This is a genomic window from Microbispora sp. H10670 (assembly GCF_014161385.1).
Taxonomy (GTDB): domain Bacteria; phylum Actinomycetota; class Actinomycetes; order Streptosporangiales; family Streptosporangiaceae; genus Microbispora; species Microbispora triticiradicis.
Map to the genome: position 1 here is coordinate 38571 of NZ_JABBWW010000032.1, position 16678 is coordinate 55248.

The window sequence follows — 16678 nt, forward strand, 5'->3', positions numbered from 1 at the left end:
CCGTGAGCAGGCGTGCCGTCGCCGTCCGGGTCGAGGGGATCGTGCAGGGGGTCGGCTTCCGGCCCTTCGTGTACGGCCTCGCCACGCGGCTGGGCCTCGCCGGGCTGGTCGGCAACGACGAGCGCGGGGTGTTCATCGAGATCGAGGGCGGCGGCGCGCTCGTCGAGGAGTTCCTGGCCGCGCTGGCCGGCGACCCGCCGCCGCTCGCGGTGATCGACCGGATCAGCACCGGCCCGGCCGCCGTGACCGGCCGCCGCGACTTCGTCATCGCGCCGAGCCTCAGCCGGAGTCTCAGCCGTGGGGACCGGCGCGCGCTCGTCTCCCCCGACGTGGCCACCTGCGACGCGTGCCTTCGCGACGTCGCCGACCCGGCCGGCCGCAGGTACGGCTACGCCTTCACCAACTGCACCTGCTGCGGCCCGCGCTTCACGATCGTCCGTGACGTGCCCTACGACCGGGCGAACACCACGATGGCCGCCTTCCGCATGTGCCCGGACTGCGCCCGGGAGTACCACGACCCCGCCGACCGGCGCTTCCACGCCCAGCCGGTGTGCTGCCCCGCCTGCGGGCCCCGGCTGCGACTGCTCCCCGGCGGCGCCGGACGGACCGCCGAACCAGGGGGAGACCCGCTGGAGGGGGCCGTACGGCTGCTCCGGGACGGCGGGGTGCTGGCGGTGAAGGGGCTCGGCGGTTTCCACCTGGCGGCGCTCGCGGGGGACGAGAGCGCGGTCGCGGCGCTGCGGGCCCGCAAGCACCGCGAGGACAAGCCCTTCGCGGTGATGGCGGGCGACCTCGCCGAGGCGCGGCGCCTGTGCGAGGTGGACGCGGCCGAGGAACACCTGCTGACCGGCCCCGCCCGGCCCGTCGTGCTGCTGCGCCGCCTGCCGGCCGCGAAAGTCGCCCCTTCCGTGGCGCCGGGGAACCGGTGGCTGGGCGTGCTGCTGCCCTACACCCCGCTGCATCACCTGCTGCTCCGGGCGCTGGCCGAGCCGATCGTGCTGACCAGCGGGAACGTCTCCGACGAGCCGATCGTCCACCGGGACGAGGAGGTCCGGGAGCGGCTCGGCGGCGTCGCCGACGCCTTTCTGACCCACGACCGGCCCATCCACGTCCGTACGGACGACTCGGTCGTGCGCGTCTTCCGGGGGCGGGCGTTGCCGATCAGGAGGTCCCGGGGCTACGCGCCCCACCCGCTGCCGCTCGCCGGGGGCGCCCCGCGGCCCGTGCTCGCCTGCGGGGCGGAGCTCAAGCACACCTTCTGCCTGGCCAGGGGCGACCGGGCCTTCGTGTCCCAGCACATCGGCGACCTGGAGAACCACGAGACCCTCAGGTCGTTCACCGAGGGCGTCACCCACTTCATGCGGCTGTTCGACGTGGCGCCCGAGGTGGTCGCGCACGATCTGCACCCCGACTACCTGTCCACGAAGTACGCCCTCGATCGGGCCCTCGACCGGGACGCGGACCTCGTCGGCGTGCAGCATCACCACGCCCACGTCGCGTCCTGCCTGGCCGACAACGGCGTCGCCGGACCGGTGATCGGGGTGGCCTTCGACGGCCTCGGATACGGCCTCGACGGCACGCTGTGGGGCGGGGAGTTCCTCGTCGCCGACCTCGCCGGGTTCGAGCGGGCCGGCCACCTCGCGACGGTGCCGATGCCGGGAGGCGCGGCGGCGATCCGGCAGCCCTGGCGGATGGCGGCGGCCTACCTCGACCTCGCCTACGAGGGCGCCGTCCCCGGCGATCTCGGTGTCGTACGCCGCAACGCCGGCCGGTGGGCGGTGGTGACCGCGATGGCCCGGCAGGGCGTGAACGCGCCGCGCACGTCCAGCGCGGGCCGGCTGTTCGACGCGGTCGCCGCGCTCGTGGGAACGCGCGACGAGATCACCTACGAGGGACAGGCGGCCGTCGAACTGGAGCAGATCGCCGATCCCCGGGTGGACGACGCGTACGCGTGCCGTCTCACCGTCGGTGAAGGGCCGTTCAAGGCGCCGTTCAGGATGCCGGGCGTGGACCTGGTCCGCGCGGCGGCCGACGACCTGCGGTCGGGCGTCGCGCGCGAGGTGGTGGCCGCCCGCTTCCACAACACTCTCGCCCGCGTCGTCGCCGAAGGCTGCGACCACCTGCGGGAGACCACCGGCCTGTCGGCGGTGGCGCTCTCCGGCGGCGTCTTCCAGAACCTGCTCCTGCTCGACCGGGCCGTCACCCTGCTGGAGGAACGCCGCTTCACCGTGCTGACCCACCATCGCGTCCCCCCGAACGACGGCGGCGTCAGCCTCGGCCAGGCCGCCGTGGCCGCCGCCCGCGACCGGCTAGCAGATCCTCGGTAGGGGATCGCCGACCAGCACGTCGACGATCCGGGTGCCGCCGAAGGCGGTCCTGAGCAGCACCAGGCCCGGGGGATCGTCCGCGACGCGGCCGACGATCGCGGCGCCCGCGCCGAGCGGGTGGGCGCGCAGGGCGGCGAGCGCGTCCCGCGCCGCGTCCCCGGCCACGACCACGACGGCCCGGCCCTCACAGGCGACGTAGAGCGGGTCGATCCCGAGCAGCTCGCAGGCCCCGCGTACGACCGGCCGGACCGGCACGGCGTCCTCGTCGACGACGACGGCGACGCCGGAGGCGCGGGCGATCTCGTTGAGTATCGTCGCGACGCCGCCCCGGGTCGCGTCCCGCAGGCACCGCACGGCCCCTGTGGCCTGGAGAAGCGCGGCGATCAGCCCGTTCAGCGGGGCGGTGTCCGACGTGACGTCGGCCTCGATGTCCAGCCCGCCCCGGGCCAGCATGATCGTCACACCGTGCTCCCCGATCGGGCCGGACACGAGCACGGCGTCGCCGGGACGGGCGCGCGCGACGCCGAGCCGCGTGCCCCGGTCGAGCAGGCCCACCCCGGCGGTGGTGACGTAGCAGCCGTCGGCCTTGCCGCGCTGCACCACCTTGGTGTCCCCGGTCACGATCGCCACGTCCGCCGCGGCGGCGGCCCGGGCCATCGAGGCGGCGACCCGCCGCAGGTCCTCGACCGGGAAGCCCTCCTCCAGCACGAACCCGGCGGACAGATACAGCGGCCTCGCCCCGCACACGGCCAGGTCGTTGACGGTCCCGTTGACCGCGAGGTCGCCGATGTCGCCGCCGGGGAAGAACAGCGGCGAGACCACGTAGGAGTCGGTGGTGAACGCGAACCTCGCACCGGCGGCGTCGAACACCGCGCCGTCCTCCAGCGGTTCCAGCAGCGGGTTGCGGAACGCGTCGAGGAAGACCGCCTCGATCAGCGTCTGCGTCGCCCTGCCGCCCGCGCCGTGGGCCATCGTGATGTGCTCCTCACGCACCCGGGCCTTCCGCCGCCGCGCCCGGTCGACGCGTTCGAGCACCCGCTCCTCGCGGCTCGTCACCTCGACGCCTCCCGCATCCGCCGCCGTGAGAAGCGGCCGAAGTTGTAGTAGGCCGCGCAGGCGCCCTCGGACGACACCATGCACGTGCCGATCGGCGTCTCGGGGGTGCAGGCCGTGCCGAACACCTTGCACTCCCACGGCTTGAGCGCGCCCTTGAGGACCTCGCCGCACTGGCACGCCTTCGGGTCGGCCACCCGGCCGCCGGGCACGCCGAACAGCCGCTCCGCGTCGTACGCCGCGTACTTCTCCCGGACGCGCAGGGCGGAGCAGGGGATGAACCCGAGGCCGCGCCACTCGAAGCGCGGCCGCGGCTCCATCACCTCGTCGACGACCCGCAGCGCCCTGGGGTTGCCCGCCCACGGGACGACCCTGGCGTACTGGTTCTCGACCTCCGATCTCCCCTCGGAGATCTGGAGCAGCAGCATGTGGATCGCCTGGAGGATGTCGAGCGGCTCGAAACCCGCCACGACCAGCGGCTTGCCGTAGTCACGGGCGACGAAGCCGTACGGCCGGCAGCCGATGACCGTGGACACGTGGCCGGGCCCGACGAACCCGTCGAGACGCAGGCCGGGGGAGTCCAGGATCGCGGTGATCGCCGGAATGATCATTACGTGGTTGCACATGACCGAGAAGTTCCGCACGCCCTCGGCCGCCGCCCGCAGCACGGTCACGGCGGTCGACGGCGTGGTGGTCTCGAACCCGATGGCCATGAAGACCACCTGCCGGTCCGGGTGACGCCGGGCGATCTTCAGCGCGTCCAGCGGGGAGTAGACCATGCGGATGTCGGCGCCCCGGGCGGCGGCGTCGAGGAACGACCCCCGGCCGCCGGGCACCCGCATCATGTCCCCGAACGAGGTCATGATGACGCCGGGCCGCTCGGCGATGTGGATCGCGTCGTCCACCCGGCCCATCGGGATCACGCACACCGGGCAGCCGGGACCGTGCACCAGCCTGATCGACTCGGGCAGGTGGTCCTCCAGCCCGTGCTTGTAGATGGTGTGCGTGTGGCCGCCGCACACCTCCATGAACGTGTAGGTCCGGCCCGGCTCGCACAGGCCCGCGATCGCGGCCGACAGCGCCCGTGCCTTGTCCGCGTCGCGGTACTCGTCGACGAAGCGCATGATGTCACCCCTCCGCGCCCGCGTCCGGGCCCGAGTCGCGCAGCGCCGCGAGTTCGTCCTCGTACGCCTGGCCGATGCTTTCCAGGAACTCCAGCGCGGCCCTGGCCTCGTCCTCGTCGATCTTCGACAGGGCGAAACCGACGTGGATGAGGACCCAGTCGCCGGGCCGCAGCGGCTGACCGTCGAGCAGGTCGATGTTGACGGCCCGGCGGACCCCGCTCACGTCGACCGTGGCGAGGTCAGGCCGATCGGACGGGATCTCCACGATCTCGCCCGGAATCCCGAGGCACATGGGCCGCCTCCACGATCTGGACCGACTCCAGGACGAGGCGGTCCCCGCCCTCGGCGTCGATGTCGATGCCCCCGCACTTGCCGCAGATCGTCATCGGGTTGTCGCACAGGGCGTTGTGCCCGCAGCCCCGGCAGACGAGCCGGACGGGCTCGACGACCAGGTCGAGCGTCGCCCCCTCGGCCACCGTGCCGGTGGCGGCGAGGCCGAACGCCTGCTTCAGGACCGCGGGGGAGATGCGGAGCAGGGCGCCCGCCCGCACCTGGGCCCGCCGTACCCGCCTGCCCTTCGCGCGGTGCTCCACGGCGTCCAGAACGGCCTCGGCGATCCCGAACTCGTGCATCGCCGTCACACCCCCCTGACCTGCGGGCCCTCGTCGACAGGGCCCGGGCCGAACGCTCCTCCGCTGATGCCGATCAGCAGGTGAGCCGCGACCAGCGAGTGCCGCAGGGCCTCCTCGCGCGGCGCGTCCGCACGCTCCCAGCGGGCCGTGTTGTGCACCTCCACCCTCAACCTGACCAGCCCGTACGGATCGGCCAGCCGCTCGGCGGAGACCCGCAGCTCCGCGTGGATCGGCTGGTGCTCGCAGATGACGCGGCCCGTGCGCTCACCGCTCGGGGAGAGGATCGGCTCGATCTCCCGGCCCCCGGGCACGTGGACCTCGATCGTGCGCCGCCCGCCCGTCAGGGGGATGACGGCCCGGGTCTCCCGCTCGACGGCCTCGTCGAAGCCGAGGTAGTCGTGCCCGGCGACGGTCAGCTTCGGCACCGGCCAGTAGCCGTCGTCCTCCTCCCGCTCCACGGTCCTGCACCTGACGTGCAGGAACCGCAGCCGCAGGTCGATCGTCGCGTCCGGGTCCGCCTCAAGGAGACACTCGGTCACGCCGGCCGACGGCTCGCCGGGGAAGCCCGGCGGCGCGAGCACGCCGAACTGCCAGCGCATGCGGTGCTCCACCGGCGCCGTCATCGGGCCCGCCTCTTTCACGAGCGCCTCCCTCCGGGCTCACCTGACACCACACCACCCGACACCACGCCATTGGGGACCACGGCGATGGCCTCCTTGGCGTGGACCAGCACGACGTCGCCCGGCCGGACGTCCACCAGGGCGACGCTCACCACCTCCCGGCCGCGGCCGGTGTCGGCGAGCGCGAGGCCGGCGTCGAGGAGCCGTACGACGGTGACCGCGACCGCCTCGTCCGAGCAGGTGACACACGTCTCATCACGGCAGTTCATCACGACCCCCGAAACGCCCCCGAAAGACGACCGTACGCCGCCCCGGGCCGGGCGAATTCAAAGGAAGTCGGTGATTACGTAAAGGTCGGTGAAGTCCGGGAACGCGCCGACGGCCCCGGCATGTGCCGGGGCCGTCGGAGAGGGCCTATCCGACGCTTCCGCGCCGGAAGACGGCCACGGCGGCGACGACGCCCAGGGCCGCCAGCGCCACCTGGATGATCAGTTCCAGCCAGTCGATGCCGGGGGTGGTCGCCACTCCGAGGCCTCGCGCGATCGCCGTGCCGATGAGGGCGGCGACGACGCCGATCACCATGGTCAGCCAGATCGGGATGGCCTGACGCCCGGGCACGACCAGTCGGCCGAGAGCGCCGATGATGAGTCCGATGATTATGGCGGAGATGATGCCGCTTACGGCCATGCTGCCACCCTTCTCTAGTTCTGCTGCCCACCTCCTGCCCGTTCCGGGTGATTTGACACATTTTGGGCTGTTGTGTCACGTACGTCCTATGAGTCGGTTCTCCCAGGCCCATGCGGCGATCTCGACGCGGTTGCGCACCCCGAGCTTGGCCTGGATGCCCGACACATGGGTCTTGACCGTGCTGAGCGAGATGAACAGCTCCGCGGCGATCTCCTGGTTGGTACGGCCCCGCGCGACAGCGTGGACGACCTCGATCTCCCGGTTCGAGAGGGGATGTTCCAGACGGGTGGCCGGGTGGGTGGTCCAGTTGGTGGTGAGGTGGCGCAGCAGCCGCAGCGTGACCGAGGGGGAGACGAGGGCGTCCCCGGCCTCCGCGGCCCGCACTGCCTCCACCAGCAGGGCGGGGCCGCAGTCCTTCAGCACGAAGCCCACCGCGCCCGCCCGCAGCGCGCCGTACACGTACTCGTCCAGGTCGAAGGTGGTGACCACGACCACCTTGAGCGGCTCGGGGACCCCCGGGCCGGCCAGGAGACGGGTGACCTCGATGCCGTCGAGCCGGGGCATCCGCACGTCGACCAGGCACACGTCCGGCCGCAGCCGCCGGGCCAGCTCGACGGCCTCGGCGCCGTCGGCCGCCTCGGCGACCACCTCGATGTCGGGCTGGTCCTCCAGGATGAGCCGCAGGCCGCCGCGTACCATCGCCTGGTCGTCGGCCACCAGGACCCTGATCGTCGTCACGCGTCGCGCCGGGACTCTTGGCGGGGGCCGGGCAGGGCGGCGGGCAGTGGGGCAGGCAGGGTGGCGAGCACCGACCAGCCGGATCCGGGGCGCGGCCCGGCCCGCAACGTGCCGCCGAGCGCCTCGACCCGCTCACGCATCCCGAGCAGGCCGTACCCTCCGCGCGATCCCCCCTGCGACCCAGGCGGAGCGTCGTCGGCGACCTCCACGACGACGACGTCCCGGTCCCGCTCCACGCTGACCGTGACCTCGCGGGCCCGCGGCGCGTGGCGCGCGATGTTGGTCAGCGACTCCTGCACCACCCGGTAGACCGTCGAGGCCACCTCGGGCGGCCACGCCGCCGTCTCCTCCTCGCGCGGCAGCCGCAGGCGCACCGGGCGACCCCCGGCCTCGAACCGCCCGACCAGGTCGCCGAGGCGGCCGGGCTCGGCGACACCCGGACCGGCGTCGGGGCCGTCCGCCCCGGCGACGCGCAGCAGGCCGACGACGCGACGCATCGCGGCCAGTGCGTCGGACCCGGCCGCCTCGATCTGGCCCAGGGCGTCGCCCGCCTTCTCCGGGCTCCGCCGCGCGACGAGCCGGGCGGCCTGCGCCTGCACCACGATGCCGGTGACGTGGTGGGCGACGACGTCGTGCAACTCCCGGGCCAGCGCCAGCCGTTCGGCCTGGCGCACCGCCTCCGCGACGGCCCGCCTGCGGGCGTCGAGCAGTCGCGGGCTCAGCCCGGCCACGACGGCGGCGGCCCAGGCCGCGACGTTCATCGCGGTGACCGACGGCACCCCGGCGGCGGACGTGTGCGCGGTGAGCAGGCTGCCGACGGCCACGGCCAGCCCGCCGGCCGCCACGCCGCAGGCCGTACGGACCGGCAGTCTCCTGACCGCCGCGGCGACCAGCACGGCCAGGCCGAGGGCCATCCCGGGACCCGGTTCGGCGGGCAGATCGGCGAACCTGGCGGCCAGGACGGCGGTCGCCGCCACGGCCAGGCCCGCCACCGCCGCCCATGCCCGGTCGCGCCGCCGGAACAGGGCGATGACACAGACCGCGGCGCCGGCGGCGCAGTCGAAGCGCCAGTAGCCCCCGCCCCAGCTGTCGGCGATGAGAGAGGCCCAGAAGGCCAGGACCACGGCGAACACGGCGCCCAGCCCGGCGTCGGCCGCCCATCTCCGCACCCGGCCCCCGGCTGCAGCGCCCTCAGTAAACACAGGGCCGAGGTTACGAGTGCCCTCAGTAAACACAGGGCCGAGGTTACGAGTGCCCTCAGTAAACACAGGGCCGAGGTTACGAGATGGGCGGGCCGCGCAGAACCAGCCGAAAGTATGGTCCCGTGCCGCCCGATTCCCGCTTGCGGCCGATGCCGGAGGCGTACGGGTCCGCGCAGGATGCGGCTTTCATGGAAGCTCTCACGGAACCTCCCGCAGCCCGCGGAACGCGACGCGAGCGCATCACCGCGCTCGACGTGGTGCGCGGTTTCGCGCTGTGCGGGATCCTGCTCGCCAACGTCAAACCCATCGCCCACACCGGAGACGTCCTGCGGGCGGCCGCCCCCGCGACCCCCGACGACGCCTGGATGGGCCTGCTCGTCGAGCAGCGCTTCTTCCCGATCTTCTCGCTGCTGTTCGGCGTCGGGTTCTCGCTGCTGCTGGAGTCGGCCGCCGCCCGGGCCGCCCGCCCGAGGGTGATCCTGCTGCGCCGGCTCCTCGTGCTGCTCGCGGCCGGGCTGGCGCACTTCCTCCTGCTCTGGCCCGGCGACATCCTCAGCACGTACGCCGTCATCGGCCTGCTGGTGCTGCTGCCCTCGACCTGGCTGCCGCGCCGGGTGGTCGCCGGGCTCGCCCCCGTGCTCGTCGCGGTGGCGCTGTTCCTCGGCGGGGAGAGGTTCACCCTGGTCGCCGGACTGTTCCTGCTGGGATCCGCGCTGACCAGATACGGCGTGACGGCCCGGATCGAGCGGTCCACCCGGGTGCCGGCGCTGCTCGGACTGGCCTTCGCGGCCGCGGCGGCGCCCGCCCTGTGGTGGTCGGCCGGTCAGGAGGGCGACGACCCCGGATTCGGGCGGGCGCTCGCCCTCTCCGGGCTGCTGCTCGCGGGGGTCTACGTCTGCGCCCTGCTCGTGCTGCTGCGGACGCCGCTCCGGACGGCGCTGACGGCCGTCTTCGCGCCGCTCGGCCGGATGGCGCTGACCAACTACCTGACCGCGACCGTCCTCGTCCTGCTCGCCGCCCGCCTCTGCGGGTGCTCACCGGAGGCCTGGTCCTCGGCGAGAGTGGCACTGACCTCGGCCGCCATCCTCGCCGTCCAGTGGCTGTGGTCCGTTCTCTGGCTGCGCACGCACCGGTACGGCCCGCTGGAGTGGCTGTGGCGGTGGGCCACCTGGGGCCGCCGGCCGTGAACGGAGCCGTAGAAAGGTCAGGAACGGGGCGGCGCGGTGCTCTCCCGTACGACGAGGGTGGTGGCGAGTTCGACGCGGTGCTGTTCGAGCGGCTCGCCGTCGGCGAGGTGGAGGACCATCCGCGCGGCGGTGGCCCCCATCTGCACAAGCGGCTGCCGTACGGTCGTCATGGGCGGCCCGGCCCACTGGGTGAACGACAGGTCGTCGAACCCGATCACGCTGAGGTCCTCCGGGACGCGCAGCCCGGCCCGTCTGGCGGCCTCGTACACGCCGAGGGCCTGCAGGTCGTTGGCGCAGAAGACGGCGGTCGGCGGGTCGGGCAGGCGCAGCAGTTCGGCACCGTCGCGTAACCCGCCCTCCACATAGAGGGTGCTGATCCGCAGGAGCGCGGGGTCCACGTACACGCCCGCCGCGTCCATCGCGGCGCGGAAACCGTCGAGCCGGGCCCGGCAGCACGGCCACTGGGTGGGCCCGCTCAGCATGGCGATGCGGTGATGGCCCAGGTCGAGCAGGTGCCGGGTGGCGGCCATCCCGCCGCTCCAGTTGGTGGCCCCGACGGACGGCGTCTGGTGCAGCGGCTCCCCGGTCGGATCCAGCACGACCAGGGGGATCGAACGGGTGGCGAGCTGGGACTGCTGCTGCACGGTGAGCTCGGAGAAGACCGCCACGACCCCGGTGGGACGGCGGGCGAGCACCTGTTCGGTCCAGGCCCTGCCGGGGGTGAGCCTGCCCTGCATCTCGGTCAGCACCACGGCGAGCCCGCGCTCCCGCGCGACCTGCTCGACGCCCTGGATGATCTCCAGCGCCCACAGGCTCTCCAGGGCGTGGAAGACCAGTTCCAGGATCGCGGCGGGCTCGCTGTCGCGCCGCCGGTAGCCGTGCTCCCGGAGCACCGCCTCCACGCGCTGCCGGGTGGCCAGGGCGACCCCGGCCTGCCCGTTGAGCACCCTCGACACGGTCGGCGGAGACACACCCGCCAGATGGGCGATCTCGGCCAGAGTCGGCCGGTGCCGGGGAAGCTCCCCGCCGGGGGCCCGGTCGGTCGCGGTCACCGCCCCAGTATGCAGGACAGGCGATCAGGACTCACCCGCGGCTCTCCTCGCTCACGAGAGGCCGCGTACCGTCAGGTTTTGGGGGTGAATGTCGTGTTCGTGGATCGTCGTGACGCCGGGCTCCTCCTCGGCGAGCGCTTGCGTGACCTCCGTGAGGCGAAGGATGGCGTGGGAGACGTGGTCGTCGTCGGGCTGCCCCGAGGTGGGGTGCCCGTGGCGTTCCAGGTCGCCCGGGCCCTCGGCGCCCCCCTGGACGTGATCCTCGTACGCAAGCTGGGCGTGCCGTACCAGCCGGAACTGGGGTTCGGCGCCATCGGCGAGGGCGGGGTGCGGGTGGTCAACCCCGACGTCGTACGGCTCGCCCGGCTCACCGACGACGAGATGGCGGCCGTGGAACGCCGTGAGCGGGCCGAACTGGAGCGCCGTGCCCGCCGGTTCCGCGGCGCCCGCGAGCCCGTCGACCTGGCCGGCCGTACCGTGATCGTGGTGGACGACGGGATCGCGACGGGCGGGACGGCCCGCGCCGCCTGCCAGGTCGCCCGCGCGCACGGCGCGTCCACGGTGGTCCTGGCGGTGCCCGTGGGCGCGCCGGAGACGATCGCGAGCCTGCGCGGGGACGCCGACGAGATCGTCTGCCTGGACACCCCGGACCACTTCTACGCCATCGGCGCCTGGTACGAGGACTTCACCCAGACGAGCGACGAGGACGTCATGGAATGCCTCCACCGGGCTTAGCGCCTCACGGGCTCTGCGGGCACCACTCCAGGTAGTGCTCTATCCGGGCGTCGGGGCCCGGGTAGAAGCACAGCGTCTCCCGTTCCTCGTCCAGCCAGCGCACGAGGTAGGGCGGTGAGCCGTCGGTGTGGTAGAGCGCCAGCACGATCCCGACGCGACCCAGCCTGCCCCGTTGGACGCTCTCGACGACCAGCCGGTCGCCGACCGCTGCCTTCATTCTGATCACAGTCCTCTCATCGCAACCCTGCCGGTGTGGCGACCTCGGTCGTGATCGGCGTCCAGCGGTGCGACAGGCGCCTGGCGAGAGAGGCCGTCGTGGTGTATTCCAGGTCTTCCAGCGGCAGCCGGTGCGGCTCGAAGGGGCCGTGGCGGCGCAGGTAGTCCATCACCTCGGTCGCCTGCCGGCGCGCGCCGTCGAAGGCCGGGTCGTCGAACATGTCGCGCGGGCCGACCAGCCTGCCGTCCTTGATCTGGAAGCCCAGCGCGACCACCCGGGGCGGGCCGTCGAAGCGGGACGGGTGCGCCTGCCCGACGGGCACCGGCATGAACGGAGCGTGGTGCGAGCCGCGCATGCAGCCCGCCACCGAGTACGCGAAGGCGAACGGCTCCAGCGCCTCGCCGACGGTCGGCAGGCCCGACTGGCAGCGTACGATCATGACCGGATCGTCCTTGCCGACGTACCTCCCGGCGATCAGCGACAGCCGCTGGGTGCTGGTCGCCGCCGCGGTCGTGCCCAGCGTCTTGGACCGTACGTCGTGGACCACGTAGCGGGCCGGGGCGCCGATGTACATGAGCATGTCGTACAGCTCGGCCGGGCAGTCGAAGACGATGCGGCGGTCCTCGCACAGGTCGTACACCTCGAACGCGAACCCGGCGTGCATCTTCTCGTCGATCACCAGGCCGGCGGTGTTGGACGGGTCGGCGAACATCTTGTAGAGCGGCAGGTTCCACGCGCCCGGCTCGGTCTTGTCCGCGAGGAAACACAGCACGGGCTCGGACGGCCGCTCCTCGAACTCCATCTCCGCGTAGCCCGGGCCCATGCCGCGCAGGTTGCCGGAGAAGGCGTCCGACAGCAGGTCCTGCCCGGCGCCGTACAGGCCGAGATCCTTGGCGATGTGGGTGGTCGCCTGGAAGGTGTCCCAGGCGAAGGAGTGGATCAACCCCGCCTCAGGGCCGTACGTGTGGGTCATGATGAGCGAGATGTCGTCGCCGCAGCTTTCGACGTAGCCGTCGACGAGCAGCCCCGATGACTTCGCCCGCTCGATCTCCCGCCTGGCCTCGGCGATCAATCGGGGGTGCACGGCGGAGTGGCCGACGAAGCCTCCGGTGTCGGCCTTGATGACGCTCAGCGTGATCATGGTCATCACCTCCAAATACACTCTTATCTGTATTTTTGGGAATAAAAAGAGCACTAGGTCACAAATAGGGCGGGTCTTCCGTACGGCGGGTAGGAGTGGGCTGAGGACAGGGCCCTGGGCGGGCGCGGGGGGAGTGCCGCCATGAAGATCAGAGATGTGATGTCCACGCCCGTGGTGGTCGTCCCGCCGGTCACCCCGGTGCGGGACGTCGCACGGCACATGGACTACTCGGGCGTCGGATGCGTCGTCGTCTCGGAGGGGCAGGGCGTCACGGGCGTCGTGACCGACCGCGACCTCACCCTTCGCGTACTCGCCCGCGGGGAGGACGCGGACACGCCCGTCGGCCGGGTGATGTCGGAGCGTCCCGTCGTGGTGCGGCCCGGCGACGAGGTGGAGGTGGCGTTCGACACCTTCCGCCACCACTCCTTCCGCAGGCTGCCCGTGGCGGACGAGGAGGAGGGGGTGGTCGGCATGCTGACCATCGACGACCTGCTCCTCCAGATGCATCAGCTCACCGCCGACCTGCTCACGCCCGTGGTCAAGGAGATCAGCGAGCCGCAGCGGCAGAGCGACTAGATGCGGCGCCGGTACGGCGTGATCACGGGGCGGGCGCGGGCGCGGGCGTGGCCTCCGGCCGAGGAGTGGCGGGAGATCATCCGGCGGGTGCGGGAGGAGGCGTCCCGGGAGCGCCTGTCTCTGCTGGCCGCGGGCATCGCCTTCTGGGGAACGCTGTCGGTCTTCCCGAGTCTGATGGTCGTGGTGGCGGTCTACGGGCTGGTTGCCGACCCCCGGCAGGTGGCCGGGCAACTGGCGTCGTTCACCCGCCCGCTGCCCCCGGACGTCGGCCGGCTGCTCGTCTCCCAGCTCACCCACGCGGTGCGCGCCGGGCGCCAGGGTTTCGGCGCGCCCCTGGCGCTCAGCCTCGTTGCGCTGCTGTGGGCGTCGTCCCGTGCCGTCCAGGCGCTGGTCCGGGCCGTCGACGCGGTCTACAGCGGCCGGCGGGAGCGCGGCTTCCTCCGTACCCGGCTGACGGCCCTGCTGCTCACGGTCGCGGCCATCGCCGGGACGTCCGTCCTGCTGGCGCTCGTGGCCGCGTTCCCGGTGGTGCTGGGGCACCTGGGGCTCGGCACGGCCGCCCGCGCCGCCGTCTCGGCCGGGCGCTGGTTGATGCTCGTCCTGCTCTTCGGTGCGGGGCTGGCGCTGCTCTACCGGTATGTCCCCGGCGCCCGGCTGGAACCCGGACGGCGCCCCGGGTGGCACACGGTCGGCTGGGGCGTGGGGCTCGCCGTACCGGCCCTGCTGCTGGTCTCGGTGGGCCTGTCGGTCTTCGTCAGCGGCTTCGGCCGCTTTGACCAGACGTACGGCGCTCTGGGCGCGGTGGTCGTGCTCATGCTCTGGCTGTACCTCTCCTCGCTGGTCGTGCTGTTCGGCGCGGAGATCAACGGCGCGATCGAACGTCATGCGCGAGAGGCGAGTCCCAAGCGTGCCCCGGACCGCCCCTCGAATGACCGTTCCTGACGCGTCGGGATGGTGGTGCACTGCACGGCATTTGTCGCGATAAATCGTAGATTGTTTGGGCAGTAGGGGAGGCGTGCCCGACACCGGTCGTTCCCCAGGCAACGGCATCTCCAGCGTCTTCCCCTCACTCCCTGGTCAGAGTGAAGGGACACTCGAGCCGGCCGACTCTCCGACGTCTCCTGACCGGCCGTCCCCCGACCGGCCGGTGCCCGAGCCGGCTGCCGACACCGGTGGCGTGGGCGGCGGTGAGGGCGGCGGTGAAGCGGACCGGGACACGCGCGCCGACACAAGCGCCGGCACGGACGGTGGCACCGGCGGAGGTACGGACGACGGCACGGGCGACGGAGTCGCGATGACGCCCCTCGACCGGCCGTTCGGCATGCCGGGGCGCCCTCTGCGGAGCAACCCGTTCATGTTCGGCCTGACCGGAGCCCTCGGCGTGCTCACCGCGTGGCTGCTGGTCCAGACGATCGCCAGCGCGGGTTCGGCGCTCGTGCTGATCGTGGTGTCGTTGTTCCTCGCCATCGGCCTCAACCCCGCGGTCGAGGCACTCCAGCGCCGCAACCTGTCCCGCCGCGTCGCGATCACGATCGTGTTCGGATCGGTGATCGCGTTCTTCGTCGCCTTCGGCCTCGCGGTCGTGCCGCCGCTGACCGAGCAGACGTCCGGGTTCTTCGGCCACCTGCCGGAATACGTGCAGCAACTGCAGAACCACCCGCTGATCCGCTCGGTGGACGAGCGTTATCAGGTCCTGGACAAGCTCCAGCAGTACGTGACCGGCGACAGGCTGGCCACCCAGATGTTCGGCGGCCTCCTGGGCGTGGCGAGCGTGCTGATCAGTGCGCTGTTCAGCGGGTTCACCGTGCTCGTGCTGACGCTCTACTTCCTCGGGTCCCTCAACTCCATCAAGGAGACGGCCTACCGGTTCGTGCCGCGCTCGCGCCGTACGCGGGTCCGCCTGCTCGGCGACGAGATCATCAACCAGATCGGCGGCTACGTCGCCGGAAACCTGATCATCTCGTTGATCGCCGGAGTGGTGACCTTCCTGTTCCTGTCCATGATGAAGGTGCCGTACGCGCTGGCGCTGGCCATCTTCGTCGCGGTCACCGACCTGATCCCGCTGGCCGGCGCGGTCATCGGCGCGGTGGTGGCCTCCGGGGTGGGCTTCCTCGTGTCGGTCCAGGTGGGCATCGCCTGCGCCGTGTTCTTCATCGTCTACCAGCAGGTGGAGAACTACTGGATCTCGCCGAAGGTCTTCAAGTCGTCGGTCGACGTACCGCCCGTGGCGACCATCCTGGGGGCGCTGCTCGGCGGCGCCCTGCTCGGCATCGTCGGAGCGCTGCTCGGGATCCCCCTGGCGGCCGCCCTGCTCCTGATCGCCCGCGAGGTCGTGCTGCCCCGCCAGGATCGGTTGTAGCAAGTCTTATCCGATTGTCTCCGTTCATATCTGTTCCGAACGGCGCACGCGCTCCGGGTGACGAGAACGTACGCTTTCGGCATGGGCACTCTCGGCGGTTTTCACCGGTGTCTGCGCGGCGGCGTTTTGTGCGTCGGCGTTTGTGCGCCGGGGTCTGTGAAAGGCGCGTCGGCCGGGCACTCGAACGGCCCGTTGCCGTGGCACCGTAGCCGCCCTCCGACATCGCCTTGAGGCGGGTGAAGCCTGGCCGCTGTGGTCCGGGAGTGACGTCCGTACGGGCCTCGACGATCGGAGGGACGTGTATCCGCAGGAGGGGCCGCCGGTCATGCGGGTTCCCTTTCGGATCGCGGCCCTGTGGATACGCGTCGTGCTGCTTGTCATCCTGCTCTGGGGCGCTTTTCTGACCGTTCTGAGCATTTTCCCGCGTGAGAGCACGGTCGCCGAGCTCCAGGCGGCGCTGCGCGCGGATCAGGTCACGTGCGTGATCTTCTTCGAGGGCGATCCGGTGCGGTTACGGTGGTCCACCGGCCCTTTGTTGTGGTACAGCGTCGATCGGGTCACGGACGCGGCCCGCGTCCGCCGTGAACTCGTGCGTGAATCCGAGGCCGCCGATCAGCACCCGTTGGTCATCTGGCGCTGGACCAGCAATCAGAACAACCCGCGTTATCCGTCATGGCCCTTCCAGGTGCCCTTCCCCGGCGCGCCCTGGATCGTCGGCGGCGCGTGGCTCGCCGCTCTCCTCACCATGCTGGGCGCGGGCCAGCCCCGCTGGGGCAACAGATGGGCCTGGTTCTGGCTCTTCTGGGTGGGTGAGGTGGGCGCGATCCTGTTTCTTCTCCTGGAGCCGCGGTCCCTCTGGTACGGGCTGGAGCCGCAGAAACCGATCCTCAGCCCGATGCGTGGAGGCCACGGCTGCGTGCTGTCCATCTGCCTCAGCCTCGTGGGCGCCGGCCTCGCCGCCACCGGGATCTCCAGAGCGATCCAAGCCCTGGCCGATCTTCTGGCCACCGTCCCCTGACTCCTCGACC

At 72.2% G+C, this 16678-nt stretch carries 19 protein-coding genes; 7 read left to right on the forward strand and 12 right to left on the reverse strand.

The features are described 5' to 3' along the window. The first annotated feature begins 2 nt into the window (after window positions 1-2). On the forward strand, window positions 3-2327 hold the full coding sequence (gene hypF, locus HHX33_RS30485) for a carbamoyltransferase HypF (RefSeq protein WP_182877603.1): 2325 nt from the start codon (window positions 3-5) through the stop codon (window positions 2325-2327). Here the strand turns inward: hypF and hypE are convergent. The 9 genes from hypE to HHX33_RS30530 form a co-directional block, all read right to left on the reverse strand. Then, window positions 2310-3383 carry a hydrogenase expression/formation protein HypE gene (hypE, locus tag HHX33_RS30490; protein WP_310741591.1) on the reverse strand — a complete coding sequence of 358 codons (1074 nt, stop codon included), beginning with the start codon at window positions 3381-3383 and terminating at the stop codon, window positions 2310-2312. The genes hypF and hypE overlap by 18 nt on opposite strands. Beyond that, window positions 3380-4504, reverse strand: coding sequence for a hydrogenase formation protein HypD (hypD, locus tag HHX33_RS30495; protein ID WP_182877604.1), 1125 nt, complete (start codon window positions 4502-4504; stop codon window positions 3380-3382). Before hypD ends, hypE begins: the two co-directional genes overlap by 4 nt. A 4-nt stretch (window positions 4505-4508) precedes the next feature. Then, a complete protein-coding gene (locus HHX33_RS30500; protein WP_182877605.1) occupies window positions 4509-4796 on the reverse strand; it encodes a HypC/HybG/HupF family hydrogenase formation chaperone in 288 nt (95 codons plus the stop codon). After that, window positions 4744-5136 carry a hydrogenase maturation nickel metallochaperone HypA gene (locus tag HHX33_RS30505; protein ID WP_182877606.1) on the reverse strand — a complete coding sequence of 131 codons (393 nt, stop codon included), beginning with the start codon at window positions 5134-5136 and terminating at the stop codon, window positions 4744-4746. Before HHX33_RS30505 ends, HHX33_RS30500 begins: the two co-directional genes overlap by 53 nt. Window positions 5137-5141: 5 nt before the next feature. After that, window positions 5142-5777, reverse strand: a complete 636-nt coding sequence (locus HHX33_RS30510) for a hypothetical protein (protein ID WP_182877607.1) — start codon at window positions 5775-5777, stop codon at window positions 5142-5144. Further along, window positions 5774-6025 (reverse strand): HypC/HybG/HupF family hydrogenase formation chaperone, encoded by a 252-nt coding sequence (locus HHX33_RS30515; RefSeq protein WP_182877608.1) that lies wholly within the window; start codon window positions 6023-6025, stop codon window positions 5774-5776. Before HHX33_RS30515 ends, HHX33_RS30510 begins: the two co-directional genes overlap by 4 nt. 145 nt (window positions 6026-6170) lie before the next feature. Then, window positions 6171-6443, reverse strand: a complete 273-nt coding sequence (locus HHX33_RS30520) for a GlsB/YeaQ/YmgE family stress response membrane protein (protein WP_182877609.1) — start codon at window positions 6441-6443, stop codon at window positions 6171-6173. A 75-nt stretch (window positions 6444-6518) separates the two neighbouring features. After that, the gene (locus tag HHX33_RS30525) at window positions 6519-7142 is read right to left on the reverse strand and encodes a response regulator (RefSeq protein WP_182877633.1); all 624 of its coding nucleotides are present in this window, start codon (window positions 7140-7142) and stop codon (window positions 6519-6521) included. A gap of 35 nt (window positions 7143-7177) precedes the next feature. Further along, on the reverse strand, window positions 7178-8350 hold the full coding sequence (locus HHX33_RS30530) for a histidine kinase (RefSeq protein ID WP_310741593.1): 1173 nt from the start codon (window positions 8348-8350) through the stop codon (window positions 7178-7180). Window positions 8351-8571: 221 nt separating this feature from the next. Between HHX33_RS30530 and HHX33_RS30535 the strand changes: the two genes are divergently transcribed. Further along, window positions 8572-9570, forward strand: coding sequence for a DUF418 domain-containing protein (locus HHX33_RS30535; RefSeq protein WP_182877611.1), 999 nt, complete (start codon window positions 8572-8574; stop codon window positions 9568-9570). 17 nt (window positions 9571-9587) lie between these two features. Here the strand turns inward: HHX33_RS30535 and HHX33_RS30540 are convergent, their stop codons facing one another. After that, a complete protein-coding gene (locus tag HHX33_RS30540) occupies window positions 9588-10622 on the reverse strand; it encodes a LacI family DNA-binding transcriptional regulator (protein WP_182877612.1) in 1035 nt (344 codons plus the stop codon). Window positions 10623-10721: 99 nt separating this feature from the next. Between HHX33_RS30540 and HHX33_RS30545 the strand changes: the two genes are divergently transcribed. Continuing rightward, window positions 10722-11357 carry a phosphoribosyltransferase gene (locus HHX33_RS30545; RefSeq protein ID WP_310741594.1) on the forward strand — a complete coding sequence of 212 codons (636 nt, stop codon included), beginning with the start codon at window positions 10722-10724 and terminating at the stop codon, window positions 11355-11357. A 4-nt stretch (window positions 11358-11361) separates the two neighbouring features. Here HHX33_RS30545 and HHX33_RS30550 read toward each other — a convergent pair whose 3' ends face one another. Continuing rightward, the gene (locus HHX33_RS30550) at window positions 11362-11574 is read right to left on the reverse strand and encodes a DUF1918 domain-containing protein (protein ID WP_182877614.1); all 213 of its coding nucleotides are present in this window, start codon (window positions 11572-11574) and stop codon (window positions 11362-11364) included. A 16-nt stretch (window positions 11575-11590) separates the two neighbouring features. Further along, complete coding sequence (fbp, locus tag HHX33_RS30555; RefSeq protein WP_182877615.1) at window positions 11591-12715, reverse strand: fructose-1,6-bisphosphate aldolase/phosphatase; 1125 nt, start codon at window positions 12713-12715, stop codon at window positions 11591-11593. A 141-nt stretch (window positions 12716-12856) separates the two neighbouring features. Here fbp and HHX33_RS30560 point away from each other — a divergent pair, with 141 nt between their 5' ends. From HHX33_RS30560 to HHX33_RS30575, 4 genes are all read left to right on the forward strand, one after another. Beyond that, a complete protein-coding gene (locus HHX33_RS30560; protein ID WP_111697379.1) occupies window positions 12857-13291 on the forward strand; it encodes a CBS domain-containing protein in 435 nt (144 codons plus the stop codon). Next, window positions 13292-14233 (forward strand): YihY/virulence factor BrkB family protein, encoded by a 942-nt coding sequence (locus HHX33_RS30565; RefSeq protein WP_182877616.1) that lies wholly within the window; start codon window positions 13292-13294, stop codon window positions 14231-14233. Window positions 14234-14585: 352 nt separating this feature from the next. Beyond that, window positions 14586-15650: an AI-2E family transporter gene (locus tag HHX33_RS30570; RefSeq protein WP_182877617.1), complete on the forward strand. Its 1065-nt coding sequence runs from the start codon at window positions 14586-14588 to the stop codon at window positions 15648-15650. 298 nt (window positions 15651-15948) lie between these two features. Beyond that, window positions 15949-16668: a hypothetical protein gene (locus tag HHX33_RS30575; RefSeq protein ID WP_182877618.1), complete on the forward strand. Its 720-nt coding sequence runs from the start codon at window positions 15949-15951 to the stop codon at window positions 16666-16668. The last annotated feature ends 10 nt before the right edge of the window (window positions 16669-16678 follow it).